At 58.8% G+C, this 22305-nt stretch carries 22 protein-coding genes and 1 pseudogene; 12 read left to right on the top strand and 11 right to left on the bottom strand.

Annotated elements, in window-relative coordinates; all coding sequences use genetic code 11:
- The first annotated feature begins 3 nt into the window (after positions 1 to 3).
- The gene (locus SKA53_RS04885; protein WP_007204957.1) at positions 4 to 1326 is read left to right on the top strand and encodes a lipopolysaccharide biosynthesis protein; all 1323 of its coding nucleotides are present in this window, start codon (positions 4 to 6) and stop codon (positions 1324 to 1326) included.
- Positions 1327 to 1388: 62 nt separating this feature from the next.
- Positions 1389 to 2591 carry a hypothetical protein gene (locus SKA53_RS04880; protein WP_007204956.1) on the top strand — a complete coding sequence of 401 codons (1203 nt, stop codon included), beginning with the start codon at positions 1389 to 1391 and terminating at the stop codon, positions 2589 to 2591.
- A gap of 11 nt (positions 2592 to 2602) precedes the next feature.
- Here the strand turns inward: SKA53_RS04880 and SKA53_RS15165 are convergent.
- Positions 2603 to 2848 (bottom strand): annotated as a pseudogene (locus SKA53_RS15165) (hypothetical protein); the annotation flags it as partial.
- 57 nt (positions 2849 to 2905) lie between these two features.
- Positions 2906 to 4257 (bottom strand): IS3 family transposase gene (locus SKA53_RS04875; RefSeq protein ID WP_110549007.1). Its coding sequence is split into 2 segments (ribosomal slippage): positions 2906 to 3921 and positions 3921 to 4257, totalling 1353 coding nucleotides; the frame shifts between segments, so codons are not numbered across the junction.
- 210 nt (positions 4258 to 4467) lie between these two features.
- Between SKA53_RS04875 and tnpB the strand changes: the two genes are divergently transcribed.
- Both tnpB and tnpC read left to right on the top strand, forming a co-directional pair.
- On the top strand, positions 4468 to 4815 hold the full coding sequence (gene tnpB, locus SKA53_RS04865) for an IS66 family insertion sequence element accessory protein TnpB (protein WP_007204952.1): 348 nt from the start codon (positions 4468 to 4470) through the stop codon (positions 4813 to 4815).
- A gap of 78 nt (positions 4816 to 4893) precedes the next feature.
- Positions 4894 to 6420: an IS66 family transposase gene (gene tnpC / locus SKA53_RS04860; RefSeq protein ID WP_007204951.1), complete on the top strand. Its 1527-nt coding sequence runs from the start codon at positions 4894 to 4896 to the stop codon at positions 6418 to 6420.
- A gap of 116 nt (positions 6421 to 6536) precedes the next feature.
- Here tnpC and SKA53_RS04855 read toward each other — a convergent pair whose 3' ends face one another.
- Complete coding sequence (locus tag SKA53_RS04855) at positions 6537 to 7442, bottom strand: tyrosine-type recombinase/integrase (protein WP_007204950.1); 906 nt, start codon at positions 7440 to 7442, stop codon at positions 6537 to 6539.
- A 12-nt stretch (positions 7443 to 7454) separates the two neighbouring features.
- Here SKA53_RS04855 and SKA53_RS04850 point away from each other — a divergent pair, with 12 nt between their 5' ends.
- From SKA53_RS04850 to nusG, 4 genes are all read left to right on the top strand, one after another.
- Positions 7455 to 7727, top strand: coding sequence for a transcriptional regulator (locus tag SKA53_RS04850; protein ID WP_131494580.1), 273 nt, complete (start codon positions 7455 to 7457; stop codon positions 7725 to 7727).
- A gap of 190 nt (positions 7728 to 7917) precedes the next feature.
- Positions 7918 to 8598, top strand: a complete 681-nt coding sequence (locus SKA53_RS04845) for a hypothetical protein (protein WP_007204948.1) — start codon at positions 7918 to 7920, stop codon at positions 8596 to 8598.
- Positions 8599 to 8684: 86 nt separating this feature from the next.
- Entirely contained in the window at positions 8685 to 9224 is a 540-nt protein-coding gene (locus SKA53_RS04840) for a hypothetical protein (RefSeq protein WP_040482797.1), read from the top strand.
- A gap of 233 nt (positions 9225 to 9457) precedes the next feature.
- On the top strand, positions 9458 to 9973 hold the full coding sequence (gene nusG / locus SKA53_RS04835; protein WP_007204946.1) for a transcription termination/antitermination protein NusG: 516 nt from the start codon (positions 9458 to 9460) through the stop codon (positions 9971 to 9973).
- A 533-nt stretch (positions 9974 to 10506) separates the two neighbouring features.
- Here the strand turns inward: nusG and SKA53_RS04830 are convergent.
- The 3 genes from SKA53_RS04830 to guaA all read right to left on the bottom strand — a co-directional run bounded on the left by SKA53_RS04830 (position 10507) and on the right by guaA (position 14552).
- On the bottom strand, positions 10507 to 11043 hold the full coding sequence (locus SKA53_RS04830; RefSeq protein ID WP_131494578.1) for a hypothetical protein: 537 nt from the start codon (positions 11041 to 11043) through the stop codon (positions 10507 to 10509).
- 20 nt (positions 11044 to 11063) lie between these two features.
- Positions 11064 to 11369, bottom strand: a complete 306-nt coding sequence (locus SKA53_RS15650) for a hypothetical protein (RefSeq protein WP_007204944.1) — start codon at positions 11367 to 11369, stop codon at positions 11064 to 11066.
- A gap of 1623 nt (positions 11370 to 12992) precedes the next feature.
- Positions 12993 to 14552 (bottom strand): glutamine-hydrolyzing GMP synthase, encoded by a 1560-nt coding sequence (guaA, locus tag SKA53_RS04815; protein WP_007204942.1) that lies wholly within the window; start codon positions 14550 to 14552, stop codon positions 12993 to 12995.
- Positions 14553 to 14702: 150 nt separating this feature from the next.
- Here guaA and SKA53_RS04810 point away from each other — a divergent pair, with 150 nt between their 5' ends.
- Positions 14703 to 16253, top strand: a complete 1551-nt coding sequence (locus SKA53_RS04810) for a trimethylamine methyltransferase family protein (RefSeq protein ID WP_007204941.1) — start codon at positions 14703 to 14705, stop codon at positions 16251 to 16253.
- Here SKA53_RS04810 and SKA53_RS04805 read toward each other — a convergent pair.
- Entirely contained in the window at positions 16208 to 16546 is a 339-nt protein-coding gene (locus SKA53_RS04805) for a DUF6477 family protein (protein WP_007204940.1), read from the bottom strand. The two genes, SKA53_RS04810 and SKA53_RS04805, sit on opposite strands and share 46 nt — an antisense overlap.
- Positions 16547 to 16764: 218 nt before the next feature.
- Between SKA53_RS04805 and SKA53_RS04800 the strand changes: the two genes are divergently transcribed.
- Together SKA53_RS04800 and lipA are read left to right on the top strand one after the other, a co-directional pair.
- Positions 16765 to 17901, top strand: coding sequence for a DUF6456 domain-containing protein (locus SKA53_RS04800; protein ID WP_007204939.1), 1137 nt, complete (start codon positions 16765 to 16767; stop codon positions 17899 to 17901).
- A gap of 102 nt (positions 17902 to 18003) precedes the next feature.
- Complete coding sequence (gene lipA, locus SKA53_RS04795; protein ID WP_007204938.1) at positions 18004 to 18963, top strand: lipoyl synthase; 960 nt, start codon at positions 18004 to 18006, stop codon at positions 18961 to 18963.
- A 105-nt stretch (positions 18964 to 19068) separates the two neighbouring features.
- Here the strand turns inward: lipA and hpt are convergent, their stop codons facing one another.
- A complete protein-coding gene (gene hpt / locus SKA53_RS04790; protein ID WP_007204937.1) occupies positions 19069 to 19614 on the bottom strand; it encodes a hypoxanthine phosphoribosyltransferase in 546 nt (181 codons plus the stop codon).
- A 135-nt stretch (positions 19615 to 19749) separates the two neighbouring features.
- Here hpt and SKA53_RS04785 point away from each other — a divergent pair, with 135 nt between their 5' ends.
- On the top strand, positions 19750 to 20223 hold the full coding sequence (locus SKA53_RS04785) for a type II toxin-antitoxin system RatA family toxin (protein ID WP_040483134.1): 474 nt from the start codon (positions 19750 to 19752) through the stop codon (positions 20221 to 20223).
- Here SKA53_RS04785 and SKA53_RS04780 read toward each other — a convergent pair.
- The 3 genes from SKA53_RS04780 to SKA53_RS04770 are packed head-to-tail and all read right to left on the bottom strand — an operon-like array spanning position 20184 to position 22266.
- Positions 20184 to 20651: a CinA family protein gene (locus SKA53_RS04780; RefSeq protein ID WP_007204934.1), complete on the bottom strand. Its 468-nt coding sequence runs from the start codon at positions 20649 to 20651 to the stop codon at positions 20184 to 20186. The genes SKA53_RS04785 and SKA53_RS04780 overlap by 40 nt on opposite strands.
- Positions 20648 to 21136: a phosphatidylglycerophosphatase A family protein gene (locus tag SKA53_RS04775; RefSeq protein WP_007204933.1), complete on the bottom strand. Its 489-nt coding sequence runs from the start codon at positions 21134 to 21136 to the stop codon at positions 20648 to 20650. Before SKA53_RS04775 ends, SKA53_RS04780 begins: the two co-directional genes overlap by 4 nt.
- The gene (locus SKA53_RS04770) at positions 21133 to 22266 is read right to left on the bottom strand and encodes a bifunctional 2-C-methyl-D-erythritol 4-phosphate cytidylyltransferase/2-C-methyl-D-erythritol 2,4-cyclodiphosphate synthase (protein ID WP_007204932.1); all 1134 of its coding nucleotides are present in this window, start codon (positions 22264 to 22266) and stop codon (positions 21133 to 21135) included. The genes SKA53_RS04775 and SKA53_RS04770 overlap by 4 nt, the downstream gene beginning before the upstream one ends.
- Between the last annotated feature and the right edge of the window lie 39 nt (positions 22267 to 22305).

Raw genomic sequence — 22305 nt, 5'->3', positions numbered from 1 at the left:
CTCATGCTGAAGCGGTTCTCCTTGACTGCACTCGTCCGCATCCTTGGTGCAGGTGCGAATCTTGTCTTGATGTTGGCCATCACCTGGTTGACTGGGGCCGTGGAGGCAGGGATATTCCTTTTCGGATATTCCATCATGACCATTCTTGCGACGGTGTCGCGCCTCGGCAGTGAGTTGTCTGGGCTGCGCGAGGTTGCTGCTCTGCACGACAGCGGGACACCTGAGCAGGTGTCGCGTGCGGTGCGCGTGAGGATAATCCTCACGACTGCGCTGTCGATTTCCTTTGCGGGGCTCTTCGCGCTGGTCTTCGCTCCGTTCGCGGAAGCCCGCTTTGGAGGAGATCATACAAGTACAAGCATCGTGTTGCTTGGGCTTGGCCTGCCCGCGCTTGCCTTGCTTGGCTTGTTCACAGAGTTCCTGAAGGCCGTCGACCGCGCCACAATCGCTGTCTTGTACCAGAACACGACGGTTCCCGGTTTCACCGTTGTCGGGCTTGGCGCGGCGGCGCTGGTTCAACCCGTCGGAGCCTCGGCCACAGCCGCTGCGATGTTGATCGCAACCTGGATAACATTGGGATTAGCCGCACTGACGTTCCTGAAATGGTGGAGGACACAACCGATCCAGCTTGGTACAGTCGAAAGATCGGTGGTCATGGGGGACTTCATTCAGATATTGCGCGACGCTCCCGCGCTTGTCGTCGTCTCCAGCACGTCCATCATCATGCAATGGATCGGCTCTGTATTGCTCGGTTTCCTTGCAGATGCCAGGCACGTGGCAGGGTTCAGTGTGGCGGTCCGGTTGTCGATCACGGTCAGCATTGTCAATTCTGCGGTTATCAGCGTAATGTCGCCGAGGATGGCGGCAGCCCATTCTGCAGGAAATATTGCAGTATTGCGCCGTCTTGCGCAGCAGACGTCGCTGGTTATCATGGCGATCACGGCGCCGGTCCTTCTGTCGATCTATGCCTTCGCCGGTTTCTGGCTTTCTTTCTTCGGCCCGGACTTTGCCAGCTACGCTGCGGAATTGCGTGTTCTTGTTCTAGGCCAAGTCATAGCGGCCGCCATCGGTCATTCCGGGACTGTGCTGGTAATGGCCAATCTCTATCGAGAGGCGCGCTTCACGTCGATCGTCGCCAGCCTCTCCCTGGTCGCGACGATGCTTTTTGCCATACCCTTTTTCGGCACACTTGGTGCGTCTGCAGCCCTATCGTTCGCGGTAGTTGCCGGCCATCTGGCCGGGGTTATCCTGACGCGACGCAACTTGAATTTTTGGACTGTTCCGACCGAATACGGCGATGTTCTTTATGCCATACGGGGATCTTCTTGACCTACGCGAGTGCTCTTCAGCTTCCACACCAGCCCGAGGCCATACGCCACGGTGCTCACTCAATGGGCTGGTTTGTCCTATTGGTCGTCGCGAGCGGCTTCCTTGCCTTTGCGCAAGACTTTCTGCTTGGATCCCTGTTTCCCGTCCAGGTCGCGCTTCGTGTTCTTTTGCTGGTCCAAATCCTATATATTCTGGCCATAGGCCGGTTCGGGACGCAGCAACTTCCGAGCATGCTCGTTTTCCCCATTGTTTTGCTATCGATAAGCATGCTCGCCACATTGCTGTTGCAGTTGGTCGACGGGGCGGATCTCTCCCGCACCCTGCGGGCGTTCTACTTCATGTTCGGTATCGGAGTCTTTATTGCCTTCCTTCCGTTCGTTCCACTGTCGATCGAACGCATCCCGCTGTTTGCTACCTTTACCGTCGCATGCGTCTTGTTTGGGACATTGCAAGTCCTTTCCCAGGACCTGTTCCTCTCCGAGGCCCTGCTGACTGAGTTTGGCCTTGTCTACGTCCTGTTCACGAGCGGCAGCGTGCGCGCGGTAAGTTTTTTCAACTCGGCGCCACGCTTTGCCGAGTTCCTCGTCTTTGTTCTCTGTTGGTTACTGTTCGACATCGTTTCCCGAAGGCGATTGATCTTTTTGAAGTTGATGATGTACGGCGTTTGCCTCTGGTTGCTTTTCAACACATTCAGCCGCTCGGGATACATTCTTTTCGTTGTCGCAACCGCTGTAGTCGTTTTTGGGGCACAGCGCCAGATCTTCGGTGGGCGAGACATTCGTGGGCTGCTGGGCCGACTTTTTGCGGTGATCGCACTTGCGCTTTCGCTGGCAGCCGTTGTCGGGTTCGTGGACTTTGAAAGGCTTGGCATCACCGACTCAACCTCGCTCAAGGCACGCTTCGATCATTGGCGCGTTTTGCAAGAGCGCGTCGCAGGCTTTACCTTACTTCAATATCTGTTCGGTAGCGGCGAAGCTGCAATGTTCTCCCGCTCGGAGCTCGAGTACTTTGTTGTCGACAATCTATTCATTGCCCTCTTCCTGTACTCCGGTTTGTTTGCCCTCTTCGCATTTCTACTCCTTGTTGCGTCTACCATCATCGTCATATCGACAATTATGCATAGTAAGTCGGCGTCCAGGATGCTGCCCGCGCTCGCGCTTTATGTGGGCCTGATCTTCCAGGGATTTTTTGTGGACAACCATAACACGATTTTCTTGGTTCAAATTTGTCTCTTAGGAATGATCAGGGCGAAGTGGCCTACTTAATCGCTCCGGTTTCATCGGAGACTTACAGCTTCATCTCTCGTGACCATATCGAGCAAGTCGCGCTGTGCATAGAAGTTCTCTTCGCCCTCTGCTGGCGGGATGCTTCTGATGGGTCCAAGCAGTCGCCGGTTGTTGAATAAATCCACCCAGCTAAGGGTGGCCATCTCCAGATCCTGCAGGTTGCGCCAAGGTCCTTGGCGGTGAACCAGCTAAGTTTTGTAGTTACCGTTTATCGTCTCAGTGTCCGCCGTCAAATAAAATGGGGCTTCAGAAAGGCTTGAGCATTGGAGGCTCAGGTTCGTTTGTGTGATTGATTATGCTGCTTGTTTTCGATGTTGCAAGCGGCGTTGGTGGATCGTCTGCTTTTTGATCTTTTCCCTTTCATGCAGGATGGCTTTGTCGCGGCCAAAGTAGACATCGGCCGGTGTGACGTTGTTTAGGCTCTCGTGGTAACGCTGGTTGTTGTAATACTCGACGAAGGCACCGATCTGACGCTCAAGATCGCCCGGAAGATAGTAGTTTTCCAAGAGGATGCGGTTTTTCATTGTCTGATGCCAGCGCTCGATCTTGCCTTGGGTTTGCGGGTGGAAGGGCGCGCTGCGGATGTGCTTCATTTTTTGTCCCTCCAGCCATTCCGCCAAGTCGCCGGAGATGTCGCACGAGCCATTATCACTGAGCAGACGCGGCTTGTGACGCAAGACTGCTTGATCGCAACCGGATGCCGTCAGGGCCAGTTCGATCGTGTCTGTCACGTCCTCGGCACGCATGTTTGTGCAGAGTTTCCAGGCGATGAGATAGCGACTGTAATCGTCCAGAATTGTGCTGAGGTAATACCAGCCCCAGCCGATAATCTTGAAGTAGGTGAAGTCGGTCTGCCACATCTCGTTGATAGCCGTGGTTTTGTCAGTAAACTCTTCAGCTGCCTTGATCACCACATAATCGGGCGCCGTGATCAGATCAGCCGCTTTCAATATACGGTAAGCCGATGATTCAGATATAAAATACCGCTTCTCATCGGTGTATTTGACCGCAAGCTCCCGCGTGGTCAGCGCCTCATGTTCCAGCGCAAACTCGATCAGATCATCGCGCCGGTCTTGCGGAATGCGGTTCCAAATCGATCTTGGCCGTGGCGAATGATCCGCCAGGGCATCAAACCCACCCTCGAGGTAGCGGTCATACCATCGGTAAAATGTGGTGCGCGGGATCCCCAACATATCAAGCGTCTTCTTGGTCGGCAGATGCGACCCTTCGACAGTGCGGATGATTTCCAGCTTCTCTGATGCGTGATACCTCATTCCTGGGCCTCCCCAGCCCCTGTCATACTTTTTTTGAGCAAGCGGTTTTCAAGGGTGAGATCGGCCACGCATTCCTTCAACGCCAAGGCTTCAGAACGCAAATCCTTCACCTCCAGCGACGTCGCTTGACGAGCGGTATCACCTGACAACCGCCGCTTGCCAGCCTCGAGAAATTCCTTCGACCAGCTGTAATACAGGCTTTCGGCAATACCCTCGCGCCGGCACAGCACAGAAATGCTTTCCTCGCCACGCAAACCGGCCAGGACAATGCGGATCTTTTCCTCCGCTGAATACGTCTGGCGAGTCTTGCGGCGGATGTTCTTGACCAGCTTGTCAGCCGCGTCCTTCGAAGTTTCAGGTTTCTTCATCATCTCGATCTCCTAATCGATAAGATGAACCAGAAATCCTCCGTTGTTCAAATCCTCAAATCAGACCCACAGGTGCTGACGTCAGACAATATATTGAGCGGATTCAAGCGATCTGGACCTGTCACGGTTTGGTGCTGCCCCCGGTGTTCGTTTATTGGTGGCGGGTGCCACCGCGCTGTCAGCGATCGTGGCGATGGTCGAGGCAGTGGCGCAATGATCCCGGTGCCAAGCAACACGCGGGTTTGGCTGGCGGCCGGCGTCACGGACATGCGGCGGGGTTTCAATACGCTGGCGGCACCGGCGGAACAGGTTTTGGCCGAGGATCTTTATTCGGGCCACATGTTTGTATTTCGTGGTCGCCGGGGTGATCTTTTGAAGATCATCTGGTGGGATACGCAAGGGGCCTGCCTGTTTACAAAGCGGCTGGAACAGGGCCGGTTTGTTTGGCCCGCGGCGAAGGAAGGTAAGGTCAGTTTGAGCTCGTCGCAGTTGTCGATGTTACTGGAAGGGCTCGACTGGCGGACGCCGCAAAAGACGTGGCGACCGCTGGTCGCGGGATAGAGGTAAAGCCCAACAAAACATGGGTCTTGGCGCTATTTTGCGTTCCCTCATGTGGGGCGATCTGGTATTGATTGCGCCATGCTGGACGCCTTCAAATCCCTGCCCGAAGACCCTGACGAGCTGCGCGCTGTGAGCGCACAAATGCTCCAGCATATCCAGTCTCAAGCCTACCAAATCGAGAAGCTGAAGGCCGAGCTACACGGCCATCGCAAGGCGCGCTTCGGTTCTAAGTCAGAGGGCATTGATCAACTGGCCCTCGATCTTCCGGAAGACGACGAGATCGCGCAGGCTGCAGAGGATCAACGCACCGAGCCGTCGCCTGGCGACGAAGAGGACCCACTCAACAAACGCCAGCATAGCCGCAAGCCCCTGCCAGATCACCTGGATCGGCACGATGAGGTCCTCTCACCCGGCGAGGCATGCACTGGCTGCGGCAGCACCCTGCGCCAGGTGGGCGAAGATATCACCCAAGAGCTGGATTACATCCCAGGTCACTTCATCGTGCGCCGGTTCATCCGCCCCCGTATGGCCTGCACCTGCTGTGAAGCCTTCGCCCAAGCCCCGTTGCCCTCGCGCCTGATCGAGCGTGGGCGACCCGGGCCCGGCTTCGTGGCGCACATGCTGGTTGGCAAATATTGCGATCACCTGCCGCTTGAGCGGCAATCTAAGATCTACGCCCGCGAAGGGGTTGATTTGCACCGCTCCTCGCTCAGCGACTGGGTCGGGCGCACAACGGCGCTGCTGGAGCCTCTGGCCGAGCATATCGGTAAACTGGTTCGGGCGGGCCCGGCCCTTTTTGCAGACGACACCCCTGTAAAGCTGCAGGTGTGCGCCAACACAACAAAGACCAAAACCGCCCGGCTCTGGAGTTATGTCCGGGACGAACGTCCGTGGTGCGGGGCATCACCCCCCTGCGCCTGGTATCTGTTCAGCGTCGATCGGAAGGGCGAGCATCCCGCCAACCATCTTGCGGGCTATACTGGCACGGTCCATGCCGATGGCTTCGCCGGGTTCAATGGCCTGTTCGGCGTGGGCAAGGCTGACGAACAGGCCTGCATAGTCCATGTGCGCCGCAAATTTGTCGATGAGGTTGAACGCACCGGTTCTCCCATTGCCCAACAGGCGATCAAGCAGATTGCACAGCTCTATGCTGTGGAGAAGGAGGCGCGGGGCAAATCCCCGCAAGAGCGCGTCACCCTGCGGCAGGCCAAGGCCAAGCCGGTCTTTGATGTGTTAGAGATTTGGTTGCAGGCACAGCTGCGCAAAATCTCCGGCAAAACCAAACTGGCTGAAGCAATCCGATATGCGCTGAACCGCATGCCCAAAGCGCGCGGCTATCTCAGCGACGGGCAGCTCGAGCTGGACAACAATACCTGTGAGCGGTCGATCAGACCTATTGCCCTTGGCAGGAAGAATTATCTGTTCATGGGGTCAATCGGCGGCGGAAAGGCAGCCGCCATCGCCTATACACTTATCGAAACCGCCAAGATGAACAACGTCGACCCCGAAGCGTGGCTCACATGGGTCCTCCAGCGCCTGCCCGATCACAAGATCAATCGCATCGATGAACTCATGCCGTGGAACTGGCGGGCCGAAAACGCCTGAGACCGCGCCGACACCGGACGCTTACAAATAAATGGCCGTCAGGTCCGATCGACGGCCAGTCTGAACAATGATCTAAGCCAGCACCACACAGCGCCTAGCACCATCTGATAATGCGGCTAAGCCCACACATTATGCTCCGCTTTAGCCAAGTACCGCCCCAACACGGTCACGCTTGACCACCCGCCCGCCCGCATGATCGCCGCAGTGTCATGTCCCTTTTTGAGCAAATCCTGCGCCGCACCCACGCGCAGGGAGTGGGCGCTGAACTCGCCCACGATACTCTCGTCATACCCCACGGCTCTTGCCGCGTTTTTGACAACGAGTTTCACGCTGGCACCTGAGAGTGCGCGATCGATCGCGACGCCTTGGTAGATCCCGCAAAACAGCGGCCCGATCTCCGGCCCGCGCCAGGCCAGCCACTCCCCAACCAGTTCGGCCGAGCGTTGCGACGTGAACGCTAACCGGCCCATCCCGAACGGGTCGGCCTTTGACCTGCGCACGATGACTTCGAGCGTCCCGTCGGGGCGCCATGTCACGTCGTCGGTCCGCAGCGCCGTGATCTCGGATCGGCGCGCAAGCAAGTCGTAGCCCAATGACAATATGGCCTTGTTTCTGAGGCCCCACGGATTGTCAGGCTGCGCATAAATCATCCTTTTGAGCACATCGCCCGTCAGGCCGCGTGCCTGTCCGGGTCTGTTGGGCTGCGCGCGCCTGATGCGCCGCACGGTCAAGTCGACGCCCAAATCGCGCGTCAACTCCGGTGCATCCATAATCATATTGAGGCGACGGACGGCGTATAGCCGACGGCGGATGGTCGTGAACTTAAGCCCCCTATGCGCCATCCAATTGAGGTGACGGCACAGTATCTCCGACGTTGTTGGCAACCATTCTAACTCAAGTTTTTCACACCAGTCGACGAAGGCGGCAATGTCGGTGTAGTATGCCCTGAGTGTGTGCGGTGAGAATGCGCCCTCGAGGCGACTGAATTCCGTACGCCAGTCTGATTCTGCTAACTTTTTCATTGGGATAATATGATGCCAAAAGTGTCAAAAGAGCAAGTGGGAATTTTGACATCGGAGCAAATCAGGGCCGCGCGTGCGGCGTTGGGATTAACGACCCAAGTTATCGCAGCAAGCACAGAAATTGGCCTAGCAACCATCAAACGATACGAAGCAACTTCTGGCGTGCCCAAGTCGCGCAAGGGGTATCTCGTGCAACTCAAGGCCTACTTCGAAGCCCACGGTATCGAATTCATCGGCACTCCCGACGACAGGCCGGGGATCCGCGTGGACACACCGCGCAGATAGCAAAATGTTATCGCCGTGCTCACTGCTCCATCTACGGCCCCGCGCAAAACCCCCTTTTGGGGTTTTCTTTCGTTTGGAGATTGCACTCATCTTAAATATTATGGCGGGAAGGAGAGGTCTTCCACTGCTCACCATAACCACGCGATGCGCGGCGGATGCGGGCGCAAATGAATGAGAGCGGCGCTGTACCATGCCAAAACAACCAAAACTTCCCGACCCCGCCCGCTTTGGCATCCAGAGCTTTGCCGAGCTGCTGTCAACACGCCCCGCCGTTCTTGGCGAAGTGGCGGGCAGCTTTGACCCTTTTAGGGAGGGCTTGATCGCGTCCCTGATCCCCGTCACTCCCTACGAATGCGTTGTCGCAGAGAACCTCATCGCGATCGAGTGGGAATTGGTCCAGAGGCGCAGGATGTACAATGCAGAGATGCGCGAAGACCTCCGCTTCCGGATCAAGCGTGCTGTCGAGGCGCACTACAAGGTCATCCACGATGCGGCGCTGGACGCCGATTGGCGTGCATTCATTGATGCCGGCGGCTACAAGAACGATTGGCAGGAACCCCACCTCCCGAACAAGGACGTTGCAGACGCATTCAAGAGAACCCTCGACGATCGCTGTATGACGAACGACCCTGTCGCATTGACTGAGCTGGAAGCCGATCTTGCGGCCATGGGCATTTTCACCGTTACCCTGATGAGTGCCGCCTACGCCAGCACGAGCGGAACTTTGGCCAAGCACGACGCAAAAATTCCTGAACTCGAGCGCCGCAGGCGCGAGGTGCGGCGAGACTACGACGCGCTGCAATCCGCGCGACCGCTGGAGCACCTGCGCGCGGATCACGATATTCCCGACGCGGAGGTCATAAGCCCGTGACGCGCAAGGGTGTCACCGCGCGCAATCGCGCTAATGCCGCCTCAAGCACCGGCCCCAAGACTGCGGAGGGCAGGGCGGTGAGTGCCATGAATGCGCGCCGTCACGGCGCGACGGGCAAGCCGGACCAAGCCCTAGCTGCCAGATATTTGTCGGTGATACTCGATCAGCCACAAATCTCTCTGGGCGATCTCGTGGCGCCCGATGAGGCCACGCAGAAGGCCATCGCCCTTGCGCAGGCCGAGGCCCGCCTTGTGGCGGCGCAGAACGCGTTGGCCGCGTTTGAGGCGCAGGCCAGCGGCACCAACCCCCAAGGCTTCGGGGGCGCGGACGCGATAGAGGAAGCCGCAACCTTCTGGCTCAACGATATCGGGTCGTCGGAGAAAAGCCGCAGACGCGACGCGCTGCGCCGTATCGCCGTGCTTGAGGGCTGCATCCGGCAGCAAAAAAAGCAGCGCGTGCCGAACCCCGCCCGCACGCAACGGCTGCTGATGCGCTACGTCAGCGAGGCCAAAGCGGCCCGCGGTCGCGCGCTCACGGCGTGGCTGGCCACAGAATCCGAGCCAGCGCCACGGGTCGGCACGGGTCAGAAGCGCAATTTACCGAAACGAAGCCAAATACAACGTTAGGTTGATAAGCGGGAGGCACTGACGACGATTTGCGCAAAGCTGGTACTCAGGACTGCATGATGTCGCGAAGGGGCGGGGCAGAACGCCCCACGTGCCGCCTGTTTTTTTGCCATCGCGCGCCCGTTTGCCGCACAGCGGTAATCTGCCATGGTAAGGAACTTGCCGAGCGTGTAAGTGCTAAAATAGTACTAACGTGCGGCGCAGACCGCCTGCAGGGCAATGAAGGCAAATCCGTGACACATCCAGACGACACTGCCGCGTGGCACATTGCGCAATTGCGGCCGAATGGCCTGCTGATGGCACTGCGCAATCTGGAGCGCCAGTCGGTGGCGCATTTCGCGCCGACAGAGCTGCGCACGGAACGCCGCGGCGCCAAATTCGTGACCCGCGATGTGCCGGCTTTCCCAGGGTATGTGTTCGTGCAGCCAAGTGCTGCATCAGGCGGCGTCAGGGCCGTCAACAGCACGCGCGGCATCACTAAGCTTGTCACGCTGGGGCAGGGGCCCGCGATCGTCCCCGCAGGGCTGATCGCGGCACTGCGGATCCGGTTCGCGCCCCCCGACATCACGCCCGCGCCGCAATTTGATCAGGGCGACTGGGTCAGGATCCTCGACGGCCCATTCGCCGAGTTTGTGGCCCAGGTCGAGGCGACGCCGGCAGCCGAGCGGGTGTATTTGCTGATTGATCTGATGGGCCGCGCAACGCGCGTTGCGGTGGACGCAAGAAGCCTCAAGCGCGAAGTCAGTTAAGTGCCACGCGTTGGCCTGCGGCTTGAGAAAAAATCGCCCGCCAAAAAAACGCCCCCCGCGGGGCTTTTTTTCGTCTTGCTGCCGTCAAATTCCCGATAAGACTTAATCTGGAAAGGGCGTTCGGCTGTCACAAGAGCACAAGCCGCACAGGGAGACGACATCCTTGCACAAGCTGTTGATATCAGCTTTGAAGCTTTCCGGTTCGACAGCGTTGACGCACCGCTTTCCTGAGTTACTTGGCCGGCGCATCTAACCCTGACCTGCGCAAAAGTTCGATGATCGACAGGGAAAACTGATTTACGCCTCCTAGAGGTTTTCGTCCTTGAGTATCAAGACGATGAACAAACGCGCAGTTGCATGTGAGCGTTGTTGAAAACGTCGAGATTGCTTAACGCTGCTGATTTCCTCAACCCATGAGGAAAAATGAGCGTGGCGACAGGATGACATGAGGCGGAGTAACTGCAGCGCGTCAGCTGGCCCTGCCCATCATCGTGCGAGAGGCGCACGCTGGGCTGGACTTATCGAAAATCTTGTTATGGCCTTGCCCGCCGGATCCATCGAAATCCGAACATCAATATTACCATACAAGCCAGCAGCCCTCCAAGGTCACCGATAAAATACGCTGACGATGACTGAATGTCGGAGCCGTAGAAGTAAGATGTCCCAGCCACATTGATAACGGACGCAAAGCTCCCGGCGAGCAAAATTTCGCGCCAAGATATCGTCTTTGCCCGCTCCCGATGGAAATCCATCCGCATCGTGGCAAACAGCCAGAACGTAGATGTCGCGCATATAATTCCAAAGAGTGCGGCGAAGAAATAATCGATTGAAAAACCGGCTGTGCCATGCAGAAACCCATGCGTCAGCAGGCCGCCGGGCGCCAGAAGCAGTACCGCCCGCAAGCCGAATAGCCATGCCGTCAGAACGCGGACGCCGTGCGGAAGGAAAAGGATGCTCGCGTAGTTGGCAAACTCCGGCAGCACCATGCGCTGCGCTGGCATCAGCAACCCAAATGTCAGCGCGAACGCTGCGATATACAAAAGGGACACAAGCATAAGCTCAATCAGCAAGTTCTTAATCAATGAGTATTTCACAGGGGCAATCTAGCGTTTACGAGGTAGCGGCCATCTTTGCGCGGCCCCTCTCTTTTCATGAGGTCTTTGTCGACGAGCTCCTTTAATGCCCGGTAGAAAGTTGGTCGTGACATGAGTGAGAGTATTGGGTGCCGTTTTATAGTGTCGCTGTGGACCAACTGGTCATCATCTGCGGCTAGACAGGCAGCATAGAACACGTCTTTTTGAGGCTGAGAGAGCTTTTCAAGCCCAAACTCGACTTCCATCTGCCAAAGCATGTTACGCAGACCCGCTATTTTGTTGTTCACTGCGTTTTGCTCCATTCAGTGGAAACAGTGTTGGTGATCTCTTAGTGAAGATGTAGACAAGCGGTATAAGTTTCAGTTTGATAGTTTTATATCGATAGAAATTTGTGTCAACACTGCCAATAAATTTTCATCAATCGCCGCTCGTCCGCCGCAAAAGATGTAGTGTAATATCAATCAGAACGCGTAAAATGCGTCATTTGGCCGCTATTGACTGTCTTTAATCTCGGAGATCAGGCTCGGCTTGGTTGTTTTCAACTCATCCGCCAAGCTTGTGACCACAGAAAATCTTCGCAAATACATAGCCATAAGACCCTATCTCTTGAACTAATCTGCAAATGAGATGTGCAAGCCGCGTGGCGTTCCAGAGGCTTCTATTACGCGCGGGGCCTTCGCCACGGCTACCTACGAGATTGGCCCAGTTCCTTGTTTGCTGGGAAAGATGAAATCGATACCAATGTTTGTACGCATGAGCGCCATATTGACAAACAGCCGCCTAAGCTATTGTTGAAATGGAGAACTTTTTCTTTGGCCGTTTAAACGATCAGCAAGCACAGTTCAGATCTACGAAAAAGTCGATTTCTGAGATTCTGGCAGCTTCCGTCCTAATCAACGTATAGATGATTTAGCTCTTAGAACCACCGCGAGACGCCCTTGGGAGCGTGTGTTTGGAGTGCAGATAATACGCGATCTAATTGCACTCCAAACGCAAACAACACCTCTACTAATTTTCATGTAAATGAGGAGCAGTTTCATAGGTTCTAAAGTTTGGTAAGCATCAATTCCCTTAAATATTGGGGCAACTGTTTTGGCTGGCCCTTGAACCTTGCACCTACGGGCAAAAATATCAGAACAGCGTCGTCTGGGCGATCATCACTAATGCGCATCGTCTTCGACTTCGTCCGGCTTTGGTCTCGGCAGGTCCTTAACAGTCCATCTTACAACGTTTTGGTTATCATGCTGACCCATCTTCATGATCCGATGACCGTCCACAAGGGCAGACAGGAGCGCAGCCGCCTCGGCGGTGTTCATCGCAATCTGAGTGTCGCAGCACGTGCAGCCCGATATCCGAAAGCAGGCCAGCGGCATCGCGGATGATCCGCCAAGGATTCGAGAGATCCATCCGATCTCCCCAACGCGTGATGGCGGGGGGCTACGACTATGATCCTGCCCAGTCGAAAGTCAAGGTGACGCGCGATTCGCCCCGCGATCAACGGCCTGCGTTCGTCGCGCTTGCGTCTTTCAGCGGTCACTGGACAGTTACGGGTCTAATCTTTGTTCACTGACATTCATGGCCAGTTTGCCCGCCCGTCCCGGCGTGGTACCATGCCAAAGCTATATCTTGTGGTGTCTGAGGGCATTGATCGTGCTTTTTGGAAACTTGGACATACCAGTCGCCTAGGGCGCCGGTTCAACAAAGAACAGATCTGCGATTGAAACGTTCGGCCCAAGGATGAGCGAAGAAAGTAAAGACATCCATAAACCGAAATGATGCATCGCGGTGCATGCGCGCGGCTTTCAGGGGGTGATGTACTCGCCCTGCAAGGCCGAAGGCACTGGTTTCAATCCCATCGGGTGCCACATCTTCGCAAGCTGCAACGAAACAAAAACGCCGCCCGGATCAGGGGCGGCGTTTTGTGTTTACTCCCACTCGATCGTGCCGGGGGGTTTGGATGTGATGTCATAGGTCACGCGGTTGATGCCCTGCACCTCGTTGATGATCCGTGTGGCGGTTTCGCCCAGAAAATCATGGGTGAAAGGGTAATAATCCGCCGTCATCCCGTCCACCGATGTGACCGCGCGCAGCGCACAGGCAAAATCATAGGTGCGCCCGTCGCCCATCACGCCCACCGTGCGCACCGGCAGGATCGCGACGAAGGCCTGCCAGATATCATCATACAGCCCGTGTTTGCGGATCTGGTCGATGAACACCGCATCGGCCTTGCGCAGGATGTCCAGCTTTTCGCGGGTAATCTCGCCCGGGCAGCGGATGGCAAGGCCGGGGCCAGGGAAGGGGTGGCGCCCGATGAAGCTGGGCGGCAGGCCAAGTTCGGCGCCAAGCGCGCGCACTTCGTCCTTGAACAATTCGCGCAGGGGTTCGACCAGTTTCAACCCCATCTTTTCAGGCAGGCCGCCGACGTTGTGGTGGCTTTTGATCGTCACAGACGGGCCACCTGAAAACGACACCGATTCGATCACATCGGGATAAAGCGTGCCTTGAGCAAGAAATTCCGCCCCTTCGATGCCATTGGCGTATTTCTGGAATACGTCGATGAACAACCCGCCGATGATCTTGCGCTTGGTTTCGGGGTCGCTGACACCATCCAGCTTGCCAAGGAACAGTTCCTTTTCATCGGCGTGGATCAGCGGCATCTGGTAATGGTCGCGGAACATGGTGACGACCTCTTCGGCCTCGCCTTGCCGCAAAAGCCCGTGATCGACGAAAACGCAGGTCAGCTGGTCGCCGATCGCCTCGTGGATCAGCACGGCGGCGACAGAGGAATCAACGCCCCCCGACAACCCGCAGATCACCTGCTTGTCGCCCACCTGTTCGCGGATCGCGGCGATGGCCTGTTCGCGGTAAGCGCTCATCGTCCAATCGCCGGAAAAACCCGCAATGCGCACGAAATTTTCATAAAGCCGCGCGCCGTTCGGGGTGTGATGCACCTCGGGGTGGAATTGCACGGCATAGAAATGCCGCTTCACATCGGCCGTGATCGCGAATGGTGCATTGGGCGATGTGCCGTAAACGGCAAAACCGGGGGCGATGGCAGAGACATGGTCGCCATGGCTCATCCAGACCTGTTCACGCTCGGTCAAGAACCAGCCGTCCAGCAGGTCTAGCTTTTCCACTGGCGTCACAAAGGCGCGGCCGAATTCGGCGGTGCCGTGGCCACGCTCGACCTTGCCGCCCAGCACATGCATCATCACCTGCTGGCCATAGCAGATGCCCAAAATCGGCACGCCGAGATCGAACACCGATTGCGGCGGCATCGGTGCGCCATCCGCAAAAACCGACGCGGGCCCGCCCGAAAAAATCACCGCCTTGGGCGCGAATTCGGTCAGAAATGCATCCGTCACCTTGTTGAACGGGTGAATTTCGCAATAGACATTCAGCTCGCGCAGACGTCGCGCGATCAATTGTGTCACCTGGCTGCCGAAATCAATGATCAGCAAGCGTTCATATGTGCTGTTTTCCATGCCGCAGTCGGTAAAGCCAGTCGCGCCCCTGTGCAAGAGCAAGACGCGCAGCGCAGATGTCGTTTTCGCGTCTGAAGGGGCGTAAATACGGCAGGGCGCGGGCAGCGGTGGCGCTAGAAAGACCCGAACTTTGCCCAAAGAGGAATCGCCATGTCGGATGCATCAGTCATTTCACCACGTCGCGCGCGCGGTGGCGGCGGGGCCGCGCGGCGGGCCGAACGCACGGCGGTCAGCGTCGAGACCGCAAAATACATCGAACGCAATATCCCCAATTACGAGGTCCTGACCGAAGAGGCCCTGCAGGTGATCGAGGCGAATGCCGAAACCGTGCTGGCCGAAATCGGTGTGAATTTCGTCGATAACCCTGCCGCGCTCGACTTGTGGCGGGCCGCAGGGGCCGAAATCGATGGCGAACGTGTGCGCATCCCGCGCGGGCTGGCGCGCAAGCTGTGTGCCACCGCGCCCTCCGAATATGTCCAGCACGCGCGCAACCCTGACCGCAATGTCGTGGTCGGCGGCAAGAACCTGGTGCTGGCGCCGGTTTACGGCCCCCCCTTTGTGCGCGACGCCGAAGGTGGGCGGCGTTATGCGACAATGGCCGATTTCGAAAAATTCGTGAAACTGGGCTATATGTCGAAATGGCTGCATCATTCGGGCGGCACCGTGTGCGAACCGACCGATATTCCGGTGAACAAGCGGCATCTGGACATGCTGCTGGCGCATATGGTGCTGAGCGACAAACCCTTCATGGGGTCCGTGACCGAACCCAGCCGCGCGCAAGACAGTATCGAGATGTGCGAAATCCTGTTTGGTGCCGATTTTGTGCGTGACAACACGGTGATGACATCGCTGATCAATATCAATTCGCCGCTGACCTTTGATTCCGTGATGATGGGCGCGCTGGAAGTTTTCGCGCGCCATAATCAAGCCAGCATCATCAGCCCCTTCATCGTCGGCGGCGCGATGGCGCCTGTATCTGTCGCTGGCACGCTGACGCAGGTGCTGGCCGAGGTGATGGCGGGTGTCGCTTATTCCCAATTGGTGCGCCCCGGTGCGCCGGTGGTGTTTGGCACGTTCGTCGCCTCCATCGACATGAACTCCGGCGCGCCGACCTTTGGCACGCCAGAGGCCAGCCAGATCACTTATGGCGCGGGGCAATTGGCGCGGCGGATGGGGCTGCCTTACCGATCGGCAGGGTCGTTCTGCGGATCGAAACTGCCCGATGCGCAGGCCGCCTATGAAACCGCGCATAGCCTGAACATGGGGCTGCTGTCGGGTGTGAATTTCATGCTGCATGCCTGCGGCTGGCTCGAAGGCGGGCTGGTCGCCAGTTTTGAAAAATTCGTGATGGACGCCGACCAATTGGGCACCTTGCACCATTTCGCGCGCGGCGTGGATATGTCTGAAAACGGGCAGGCCATGGATGCCTTGGCCGAGGTTGGCCCCGGCGGGCATTTTCTGGGCTGCGAACATACGCAATCGAATTTCAAGGCGGCGTTCTGGCGGTCGGACCTGTTCGATTACAAACCCTTCGAGACCTGGGACGAAGAAGGCGCGCGTGACACGGTCGCCCTGGCCAGTGCGCGGGTCAAGAAACTGATCGACACCTATCAGCAGCCCCCCCTTGATCCCGAGATCGAGGCGCGCCTGCGCGCCTATGTGGCGGAAAAAAAGGCGTCCATGCCTGACGCTTTTGCCTGAACCGCACGGGGTGCGGTCGCTGTCAGCATCCGCGCCTCGCCGGTGATGGCGATCAGCAATTCGACATGGCGGGCGGGCGAATAATCGCCCGCTTTTGCGCGTCTTTTGGCCTCGGTCGCGGCTTCGAGGTCCAGCAATGCGATCACCGCTGCCGCAGGCCGTGGCACCTTTTCGGTTTTCAATAAACGCGGCAGCACCGCGTCGCGGCGATAGTCATCCGCGCCGAAACGCGCAGCCCTCGCAAGCAGGGTTGGGCGGCGCAGATTGCGGATCAGGGTCATGACATCAAGCATGGGCAGGCCTTTCAATAAAACGTCTGGGGACAGCATGGCACAACCTGCACGGGCGTTGCCTATTCATCAAAAGTTAAGAACGCTGCCCTCAGATTTATTTATCCTTTCGTAACAATGATTGACGGACGCAAAGCTGCGTTGGCACATTGGTCTTTATACTCTTTAGGTTGAGTCGCGGGCTTGGCCTGAACGGATGCGGACAGGAAAGGAACAGGAAAATGACGGTACGGCCGGGGCCAGAACGGTCCGATACTTACCCCGCTTGGGTGCCAGAGGCGGTCCGCAATTATCTGGTGCATACAGAGGACGGCATGTCGATCCGCGCCCTTGCGCGGGCGCAGGATTGTCACCCTTCCACGGTGCTGCGCCAGGTCCGCAAGCTGGAAATCCGCCGTGATGACCTGCTGATTGATGGTGCGTTGAAATCACTGTCGGCGCAAGCCAGCGCCGTACCCCGCCACCCGTCGAAAGGAACCGGACCAATGACCCGCGATGCCTATCTGCCCGCGCCCGACCAGACGGCGCCCGACCAGACCGCACCCCTGACACAAGCCCGCATCGACCAAGAGGCGCGGCGCATTCTGCGCCGGTTGTGCGAACCGGGGGCGGTGCTGGCGGCGGCGCGCGACATGCCGACAGCTGTGGTGGTGCGGCAGGGTCAGGCCGGCGACCAGCTGCGCACCACCAGTGTGGACCGCGAAATCGCCCAAGCCATGGCGTTGAAAGACTGGATCGCCTGCACTGACCCCGATGCGCGGGTTGCGCGCTATTTCATCACCGCGACCGGCCGTGCGGCGCTGCGACGGTTCACGGCGCAGGACGAAAACCGCGCCGGTGGGTTTGGCGACAAACCCAGCTCAGCGGCGGATGATACGGGCTGGGACATCGTCACTCTGGATCACGATCACCGTGGCCCGATCCGCTATCACGTCACCGAAAGCCCATTGATCGGGCTGGCCCGGCGGCGCGACCGCGATGGCGCGCTGTTCTTGTCGCGCGATCTGGTCACCACCGGCGAACGGCTGCGCGAGGATTTTGAACTTGCACAGCTGGCCACCGGCGATGCAACAGGCTGGGATCAGGCCGCAATCGGGCAGGTCCCGGCATTGCGCGCAGATGCAGCACCTGCAGCCAAGGCGGCCTATGACAGGGTGCGCGCCGCGCTGGCCGATCTTGGCCCCGGTCTGGGCGATGTGGTGCTGCGCTGCTGCTGCCTGCTCGAAGGTCTGGAACAGACCGAAAAGACCATGGGCTGGTCGGCGCGGTCGGGCAAGATCGTGCTGCGCATCGCATTGGACCGGCTGGCGCGGCATTATGCGCAGACCCAGGGACGCTATGGCCCGTTGATCGGCTGATCCCATGCGCCGCGCACAGGTCCGCCATGCGGGCCATCGTTGGCATTGGACAAATCACGCGCGCAGGGCTAGCTGTAAGACATATCTTACCGGAGCGAAAACATGTCCCCACGCGATCTGAAGATTCCGGCCCAGCGTCATCCGGAAAAACAGCGCCGCGCGGATGCGCCGCAACCCAAGAAACCCGATTGGATCAGGGTCAAGGCCCCGACCTCCGAAGGCTATAAAACCACCCGCGACATTATGCGTGAACATAAACTGGTGACCGTTTGCGAAGAGGCAGGTTGCCCGAATGTCGGCGAATGCTGGTCCCAAGGCCATGCCACCATGATGATCATGGGCGAAGTTTGCACCCGCGCCTGTACCTTTTGCAACATTGCCACCGGCAAACCGCCCGAGGCGCTGGATGTCTTTGAACCGGGCCGCGTGGCCGATGCGGTCAAGAAACTGGGGCTGAACCATGTGGTCATCACCTCGGTGGACCGTGATGATATCGCCGATGGCGGGGCCGAACATTTCGCCCAGACGATCCGCGCGATCCGCCGCCAATCGCCCGGCACGACGATTGAAATCCTGACCCCCGATTTCATCCGCTGCGATCCATCCGTGCTGGAAACCGTGGTCGCCGCACGCCCCGATGTGTTCAACCACAACCTTGAAACAATCCCCGGCCTCTACCCCGAGGTGCGACCCGGCGCGCGCTATTTCCATTCCCTGCGCCTGCTGCAGCGGGTCAAGGAACTGGACCCGTCGATGTTCACCAAATCGGGCATCATGGTCGGCTTGGGCGAGGATAAACAATCCGTCATGCAGGTGATGGATGACATGCGCGCCGCCGATATCGATTTTCTGACCATCGGCCAGTATCTGCAACCCACACCAAAACACCACCGCGTTGACCGTTTCGTCACGCCCGAGGAATTTGCAGGCTATGAAAAAGCCGCTTATGGCAAGGGATTCCTGATGGTCTCGGCCACACCGCTGACGCGATCATCCTATCACGCAGGTGACGATTTCGCCCGCCTGCGTGATGCGCGCAATAAAAAGCTCGGGCGCGGTTGACGCCTGCAACTTCTTATTTCCAAAAATACTCAATAGCGCGAGGCCCCGGATCAAGTCCGGGGCAGGCCCCAGATCAGGTCCGGGGCCGGTGCAGAGTGGGGCGGCTTACTGCGTGAACCGGACCTTGCCGATATAGGGCAGGTTGCGGTTGCGCTGGCCGTAATCGATGCCATAGCCCACGACGAATTCGTCGGGAATTTCGAAGCCGATCCAATCGGCCTTGAAATCGACCTCGCGGCGCGCCGGTTTGTCCAGCAAGGCGATCGTGCGCAGCCGCGCGGGATTGCGCGACACAAGAAACTTGGTGACATGCGCCAGCGTATGGCCGGTATCGACGATATCCTCGACCACCAGCACATCGCGCCCTTCGATCTGTCCGCGCAGGTCCTTGAGAATGCGGACCTCGCGGCTGCTGTCCATGCCGTCGCCATAAGACGAGGCTTCCAGAAAATCGACCTCGACCGGCAGGTCCAGTTCGCGCACCAGATCGGCGATGAACACAAAAGACCCCCGCAACAATCCCACCACGACCAGCTTGTCGGTGCCGGCAAATTCGGTCCCGATCTCGCGGGCAAGGCTTTCGATCCTTGCGGCAATGGATTTGGCGCTGATCATCTGGTCGATGACATAGGGGGGATGGTCGGCGGGCATCTTTGTCTCCGGTTTGTGACCTGCGCCTTGTGCCGTAAAATGCAGGCTGCGACAATCCATACGGTGGCTTTATGGTCCAAAGCCCTTGAAACCGGCGGCGTTTTGGCCGACATCGCGCACGAGAGGGGCCAGACCATGCCACAACATTCCGAAACGCGCGTTTTGCCGTTTTCCGCCGACCAGATGTACGCTCTTGTGGGCGATGTTGCGCATTATCCAAAGTTTCTGCCGTGGACGGCCGCCGCGCGCATCCGCGACACCAAGGATCACGGCGACCATCTGGTGATGCTGGCCGATCTGGTGATTTCGTTCAAAGTGTTTCGCGAAACATTCGGCTCCAAGGTCACGCTGTGGCCGGCCACCAAGCGGATCGACACCGCCTATCTGGACGGCCCGTTCAAGCACATGGAAAGCCAGTGGAATTTCCGCGATGTAGAGGGCGGCTGCGAAGTGTCGTTCTTTGTCGATTTCGAGTTCCGCAACCGGCTGTTGCAGGGGGCTGCGGGTATGTTTTTCAACGAGGCGATGCAGCGGATCGTGCGTGCCTTTGAACGCCGCGCGCAGGAGCTTTATGGCGTGAGTGCTGCCAACAACGCCCCCAGCGCGTGATCGCGGGCGGCTTGGCGCACCTGCGCGCGGCCCAAGGCACCAAATTCTATTGTCTGCGTGGTGCAGCGATCCGGCGCGGCGATTGCGAAACAGACGCGCCCTTCGGGTTTATGCTCTGACCCGCCGGGGCCTGCGATGCCGGTGATTGACACCGCAAGCGTTGCTGCCGAATGTGTCAGCGCCCCTTGCGCCATTTCTGCCGCCACCTGTTCGGACACGGCGCCATGCGCCTCCAGCGTTGCGGCACGCACGCCCAGCATCTGCATCTTGGCGGCATTGGTATAGGTCACGAATCCCCGCTCGAACACAGCAGAACTGCCTGCCACATCGGTCAGCGCGGCACTGACCATCCCGCCTGTGCAGCTTTCGGCGGTGGCGATCAGGATACCGCGCACGCGCGCGGCTTGCAGGATCGCCGCAGCGCTCATAGCAGCACCAGATGAAACAAGGCGGCAAGCGCCACGACACCGATTGCGGCAAAAGCACCCGCGATCACATCGTCCAGCATGACGCCGGTGGGGCCATGCATCCGGTCGGCCCAGCCGATGGGGCCCCATTTGGTGATGTCGAACAGCCGGAACAGCACAAACGCCGCGACCCAGCCGGGCCAAAGCGCGAGCAAGTCGGCATCGCGCGCCGCCGCACCAAAGACCACGGGCAGCAGGGCGATCCACTGGCCTGCAACCTCGTCGATCACGATCTCGGAGGGGTCGTGATCGGCCTTGCCTGCGGTTTGTACGCCCGTCGCCCAATGGCCAAGCCCATAAGCCAGCACGATTCCTGCGACCAGCGCCCAAGGGCCTGCAAGCATCACCAAGGCCCAAGCCACGGGTAGCGCGGCGAGCGAGCCCCAAGTGCCGGGGGCCGGGCGCAGGTGGCCCACATAAAAGAACGTGGCGATCAAACGGGTCATGGTTTCACCAATGTCACGGTTGCCAGCGATGCGATACCTTCTTCGCGGCCTGTGAACCCGAGGCGTTCGGATGTCGTGGCCTTGACGCTGATCCGGTCCGCCGCCAGCCCCATGATCGCGGCCAATGCAGCTTTCATCGCCCCTTGATGCGGGCCGATCTTGGGATATTCGCAGACAAGCGTGCAATCGACATTGCTGACCCGATAGCCGTGGTCGCGCGCGAGACCTACGGCATGGCGCAGGAAAATCTGGCTGTCGGCCCCTTTCCATTGCGGGTCGGATGGCGGGAAATGCTGGCCGATATCGCCCATGCCCAGCGCGCCATAGATCGCATCGGTCACGGCATGCATGCCCACATCGGCGTCCGAATGGCCCTGCAAGGACCGCCCATGCGGCACCTTGACCCCGCAAAGCCAGACATGATCGCCCGGCCCAAAGCGATGCACGTCATAGCCATTGCCACATCTGATATCCATATCCTGCCCCATTAGCCGTGCCGCGCGGGCAAAATCGCCCGGCGTCGTGATCTTGATATTGGTCTCATCGCCCGCGACGATGGCCACGTCCAGCCCCGCCGCGCGGGCGACGCCCACATCATCGGTGGCGTCATCCTCTTGCGCCAGATGCGCGGCCAGCAGGGGCGCAAGGTGAAACCCCTGTGGCGTCTGCGCGCGGTAAAGCCCGTCGCGTGGTTGCACCCCTGTCACCACCCCATCCGCCCCGTGCCACAGCGTGTCGGTCACCGCCACGGCAGGGGCGGCCCCTTGGTGGCTGTCGAGCGCTGTCAGCACGCGGTCAATGATCTGCGCTGACACCAGCGGGCGCGCGGCATCGTGAATCAGCACGCGGGTCGTTGTGTCCGGCACGGCCGCGAGGCCCGCCATGACGCTGGCCTTGCGCGTGGCCCCGCCTGCCACGACACTTGCCGTGGGCGTGTCACGCCACAGATCGGTCGCCAGATCATCGGGATGCAATACCAGCACCAAATGCGCCACGCGCGGGTGGTCTGCAAAGGGCTGCATCGCCAGTGCCGCGATACTGCGCCCGCCAAGGTCTTGCCATTGCTTGGGAATATCCCCGCCGGCGCGGGTGCCGCGGCCTGCGGCGACGATGATGGCGGTGGTGGTCATGACGATCCTGCGATTGTTTGACTTGGTGTAAGGCGCTGC

The organism is Yoonia vestfoldensis SKA53 (assembly GCF_000152785.1).
GTDB classification, from domain to species: Bacteria; Pseudomonadota; Alphaproteobacteria; order Rhodobacterales; family Rhodobacteraceae; genus Yoonia; species Yoonia vestfoldensis_A.
This window is presented reverse-complemented; position numbering and strand designations above follow the sequence as displayed.

What these genes read in the sequence shown, in the direction of transcription:
- SKA53_RS04850 (WP_131494580.1), top strand. Translation starts at nt 7,455, where the DNA reads ATGCCAAAAGTGTCAAAAGAGCAAGTGGGAATTTTGACATCGGAGCAA.
- hpt (WP_007204937.1), bottom strand. Translation starts at nt 19,614, where the DNA reads ATGCCCGCCGACCATCCCCCCTATGTCATCGACCAGATGATCAGCGCC.
- SKA53_RS04810 (WP_007204941.1), top strand. Translation starts at nt 14,703, where the DNA reads ATGTCGGATGCATCAGTCATTTCACCACGTCGCGCGCGCGGTGGCGGC.
- SKA53_RS04780 (WP_007204934.1), bottom strand. Translation starts at nt 20,651, where the DNA reads ATGAGCGCTGCGGCGATCCTGCAAGCCGCGCGCGTGCGCGGTATCCTG.
- tnpB (WP_007204952.1), top strand. Translation starts at nt 4,468, where the DNA reads ATGATCCCGGTGCCAAGCAACACGCGGGTTTGGCTGGCGGCCGGCGTC.
- SKA53_RS15650 (WP_007204944.1), bottom strand. Translation starts at nt 11,369, where the DNA reads ATGGAGCAAAACGCAGTGAACAACAAAATAGCGGGTCTGCGTAACATG.
- SKA53_RS04770 (WP_007204932.1), bottom strand. Translation starts at nt 22,266, where the DNA reads ATGACCACCACCGCCATCATCGTCGCCGCAGGCCGCGGCACCCGCGCC.
- SKA53_RS04805 (WP_007204940.1), bottom strand. Translation starts at nt 16,546, where the DNA reads ATGCTTGATGTCATGACCCTGATCCGCAATCTGCGCCGCCCAACCCTG.
- lipA (WP_007204938.1), top strand. Translation starts at nt 18,004, where the DNA reads ATGTCCCCACGCGATCTGAAGATTCCGGCCCAGCGTCATCCGGAAAAA.
- tnpC (WP_007204951.1), top strand. Translation starts at nt 4,894, where the DNA reads ATGCTGGACGCCTTCAAATCCCTGCCCGAAGACCCTGACGAGCTGCGC.
- SKA53_RS04785 (WP_040483134.1), top strand. Translation starts at nt 19,750, where the DNA reads ATGCCACAACATTCCGAAACGCGCGTTTTGCCGTTTTCCGCCGACCAG.
- SKA53_RS04855 (WP_007204950.1), bottom strand. Translation starts at nt 7,442, where the DNA reads ATGAAAAAGTTAGCAGAATCAGACTGGCGTACGGAATTCAGTCGCCTC.
- SKA53_RS04800 (WP_007204939.1), top strand. Translation starts at nt 16,765, where the DNA reads ATGACGGTACGGCCGGGGCCAGAACGGTCCGATACTTACCCCGCTTGG.
- SKA53_RS04880 (WP_007204956.1), top strand. Translation starts at nt 1,389, where the DNA reads ATGGGCTGGTTTGTCCTATTGGTCGTCGCGAGCGGCTTCCTTGCCTTT.
- SKA53_RS04885 (WP_007204957.1), top strand. Translation starts at nt 4, where the DNA reads ATGCTGAAGCGGTTCTCCTTGACTGCACTCGTCCGCATCCTTGGTGCA.
- SKA53_RS04840 (WP_040482797.1), top strand. Translation starts at nt 8,685, where the DNA reads ATGAATGCGCGCCGTCACGGCGCGACGGGCAAGCCGGACCAAGCCCTA.
- SKA53_RS04845 (WP_007204948.1), top strand. Translation starts at nt 7,918, where the DNA reads ATGCCAAAACAACCAAAACTTCCCGACCCCGCCCGCTTTGGCATCCAG.
- guaA (WP_007204942.1), bottom strand. Translation starts at nt 14,552, where the DNA reads ATGGAAAACAGCACATATGAACGCTTGCTGATCATTGATTTCGGCAGC.
- SKA53_RS04775 (WP_007204933.1), bottom strand. Translation starts at nt 21,136, where the DNA reads ATGACCCGTTTGATCGCCACGTTCTTTTATGTGGGCCACCTGCGCCCG.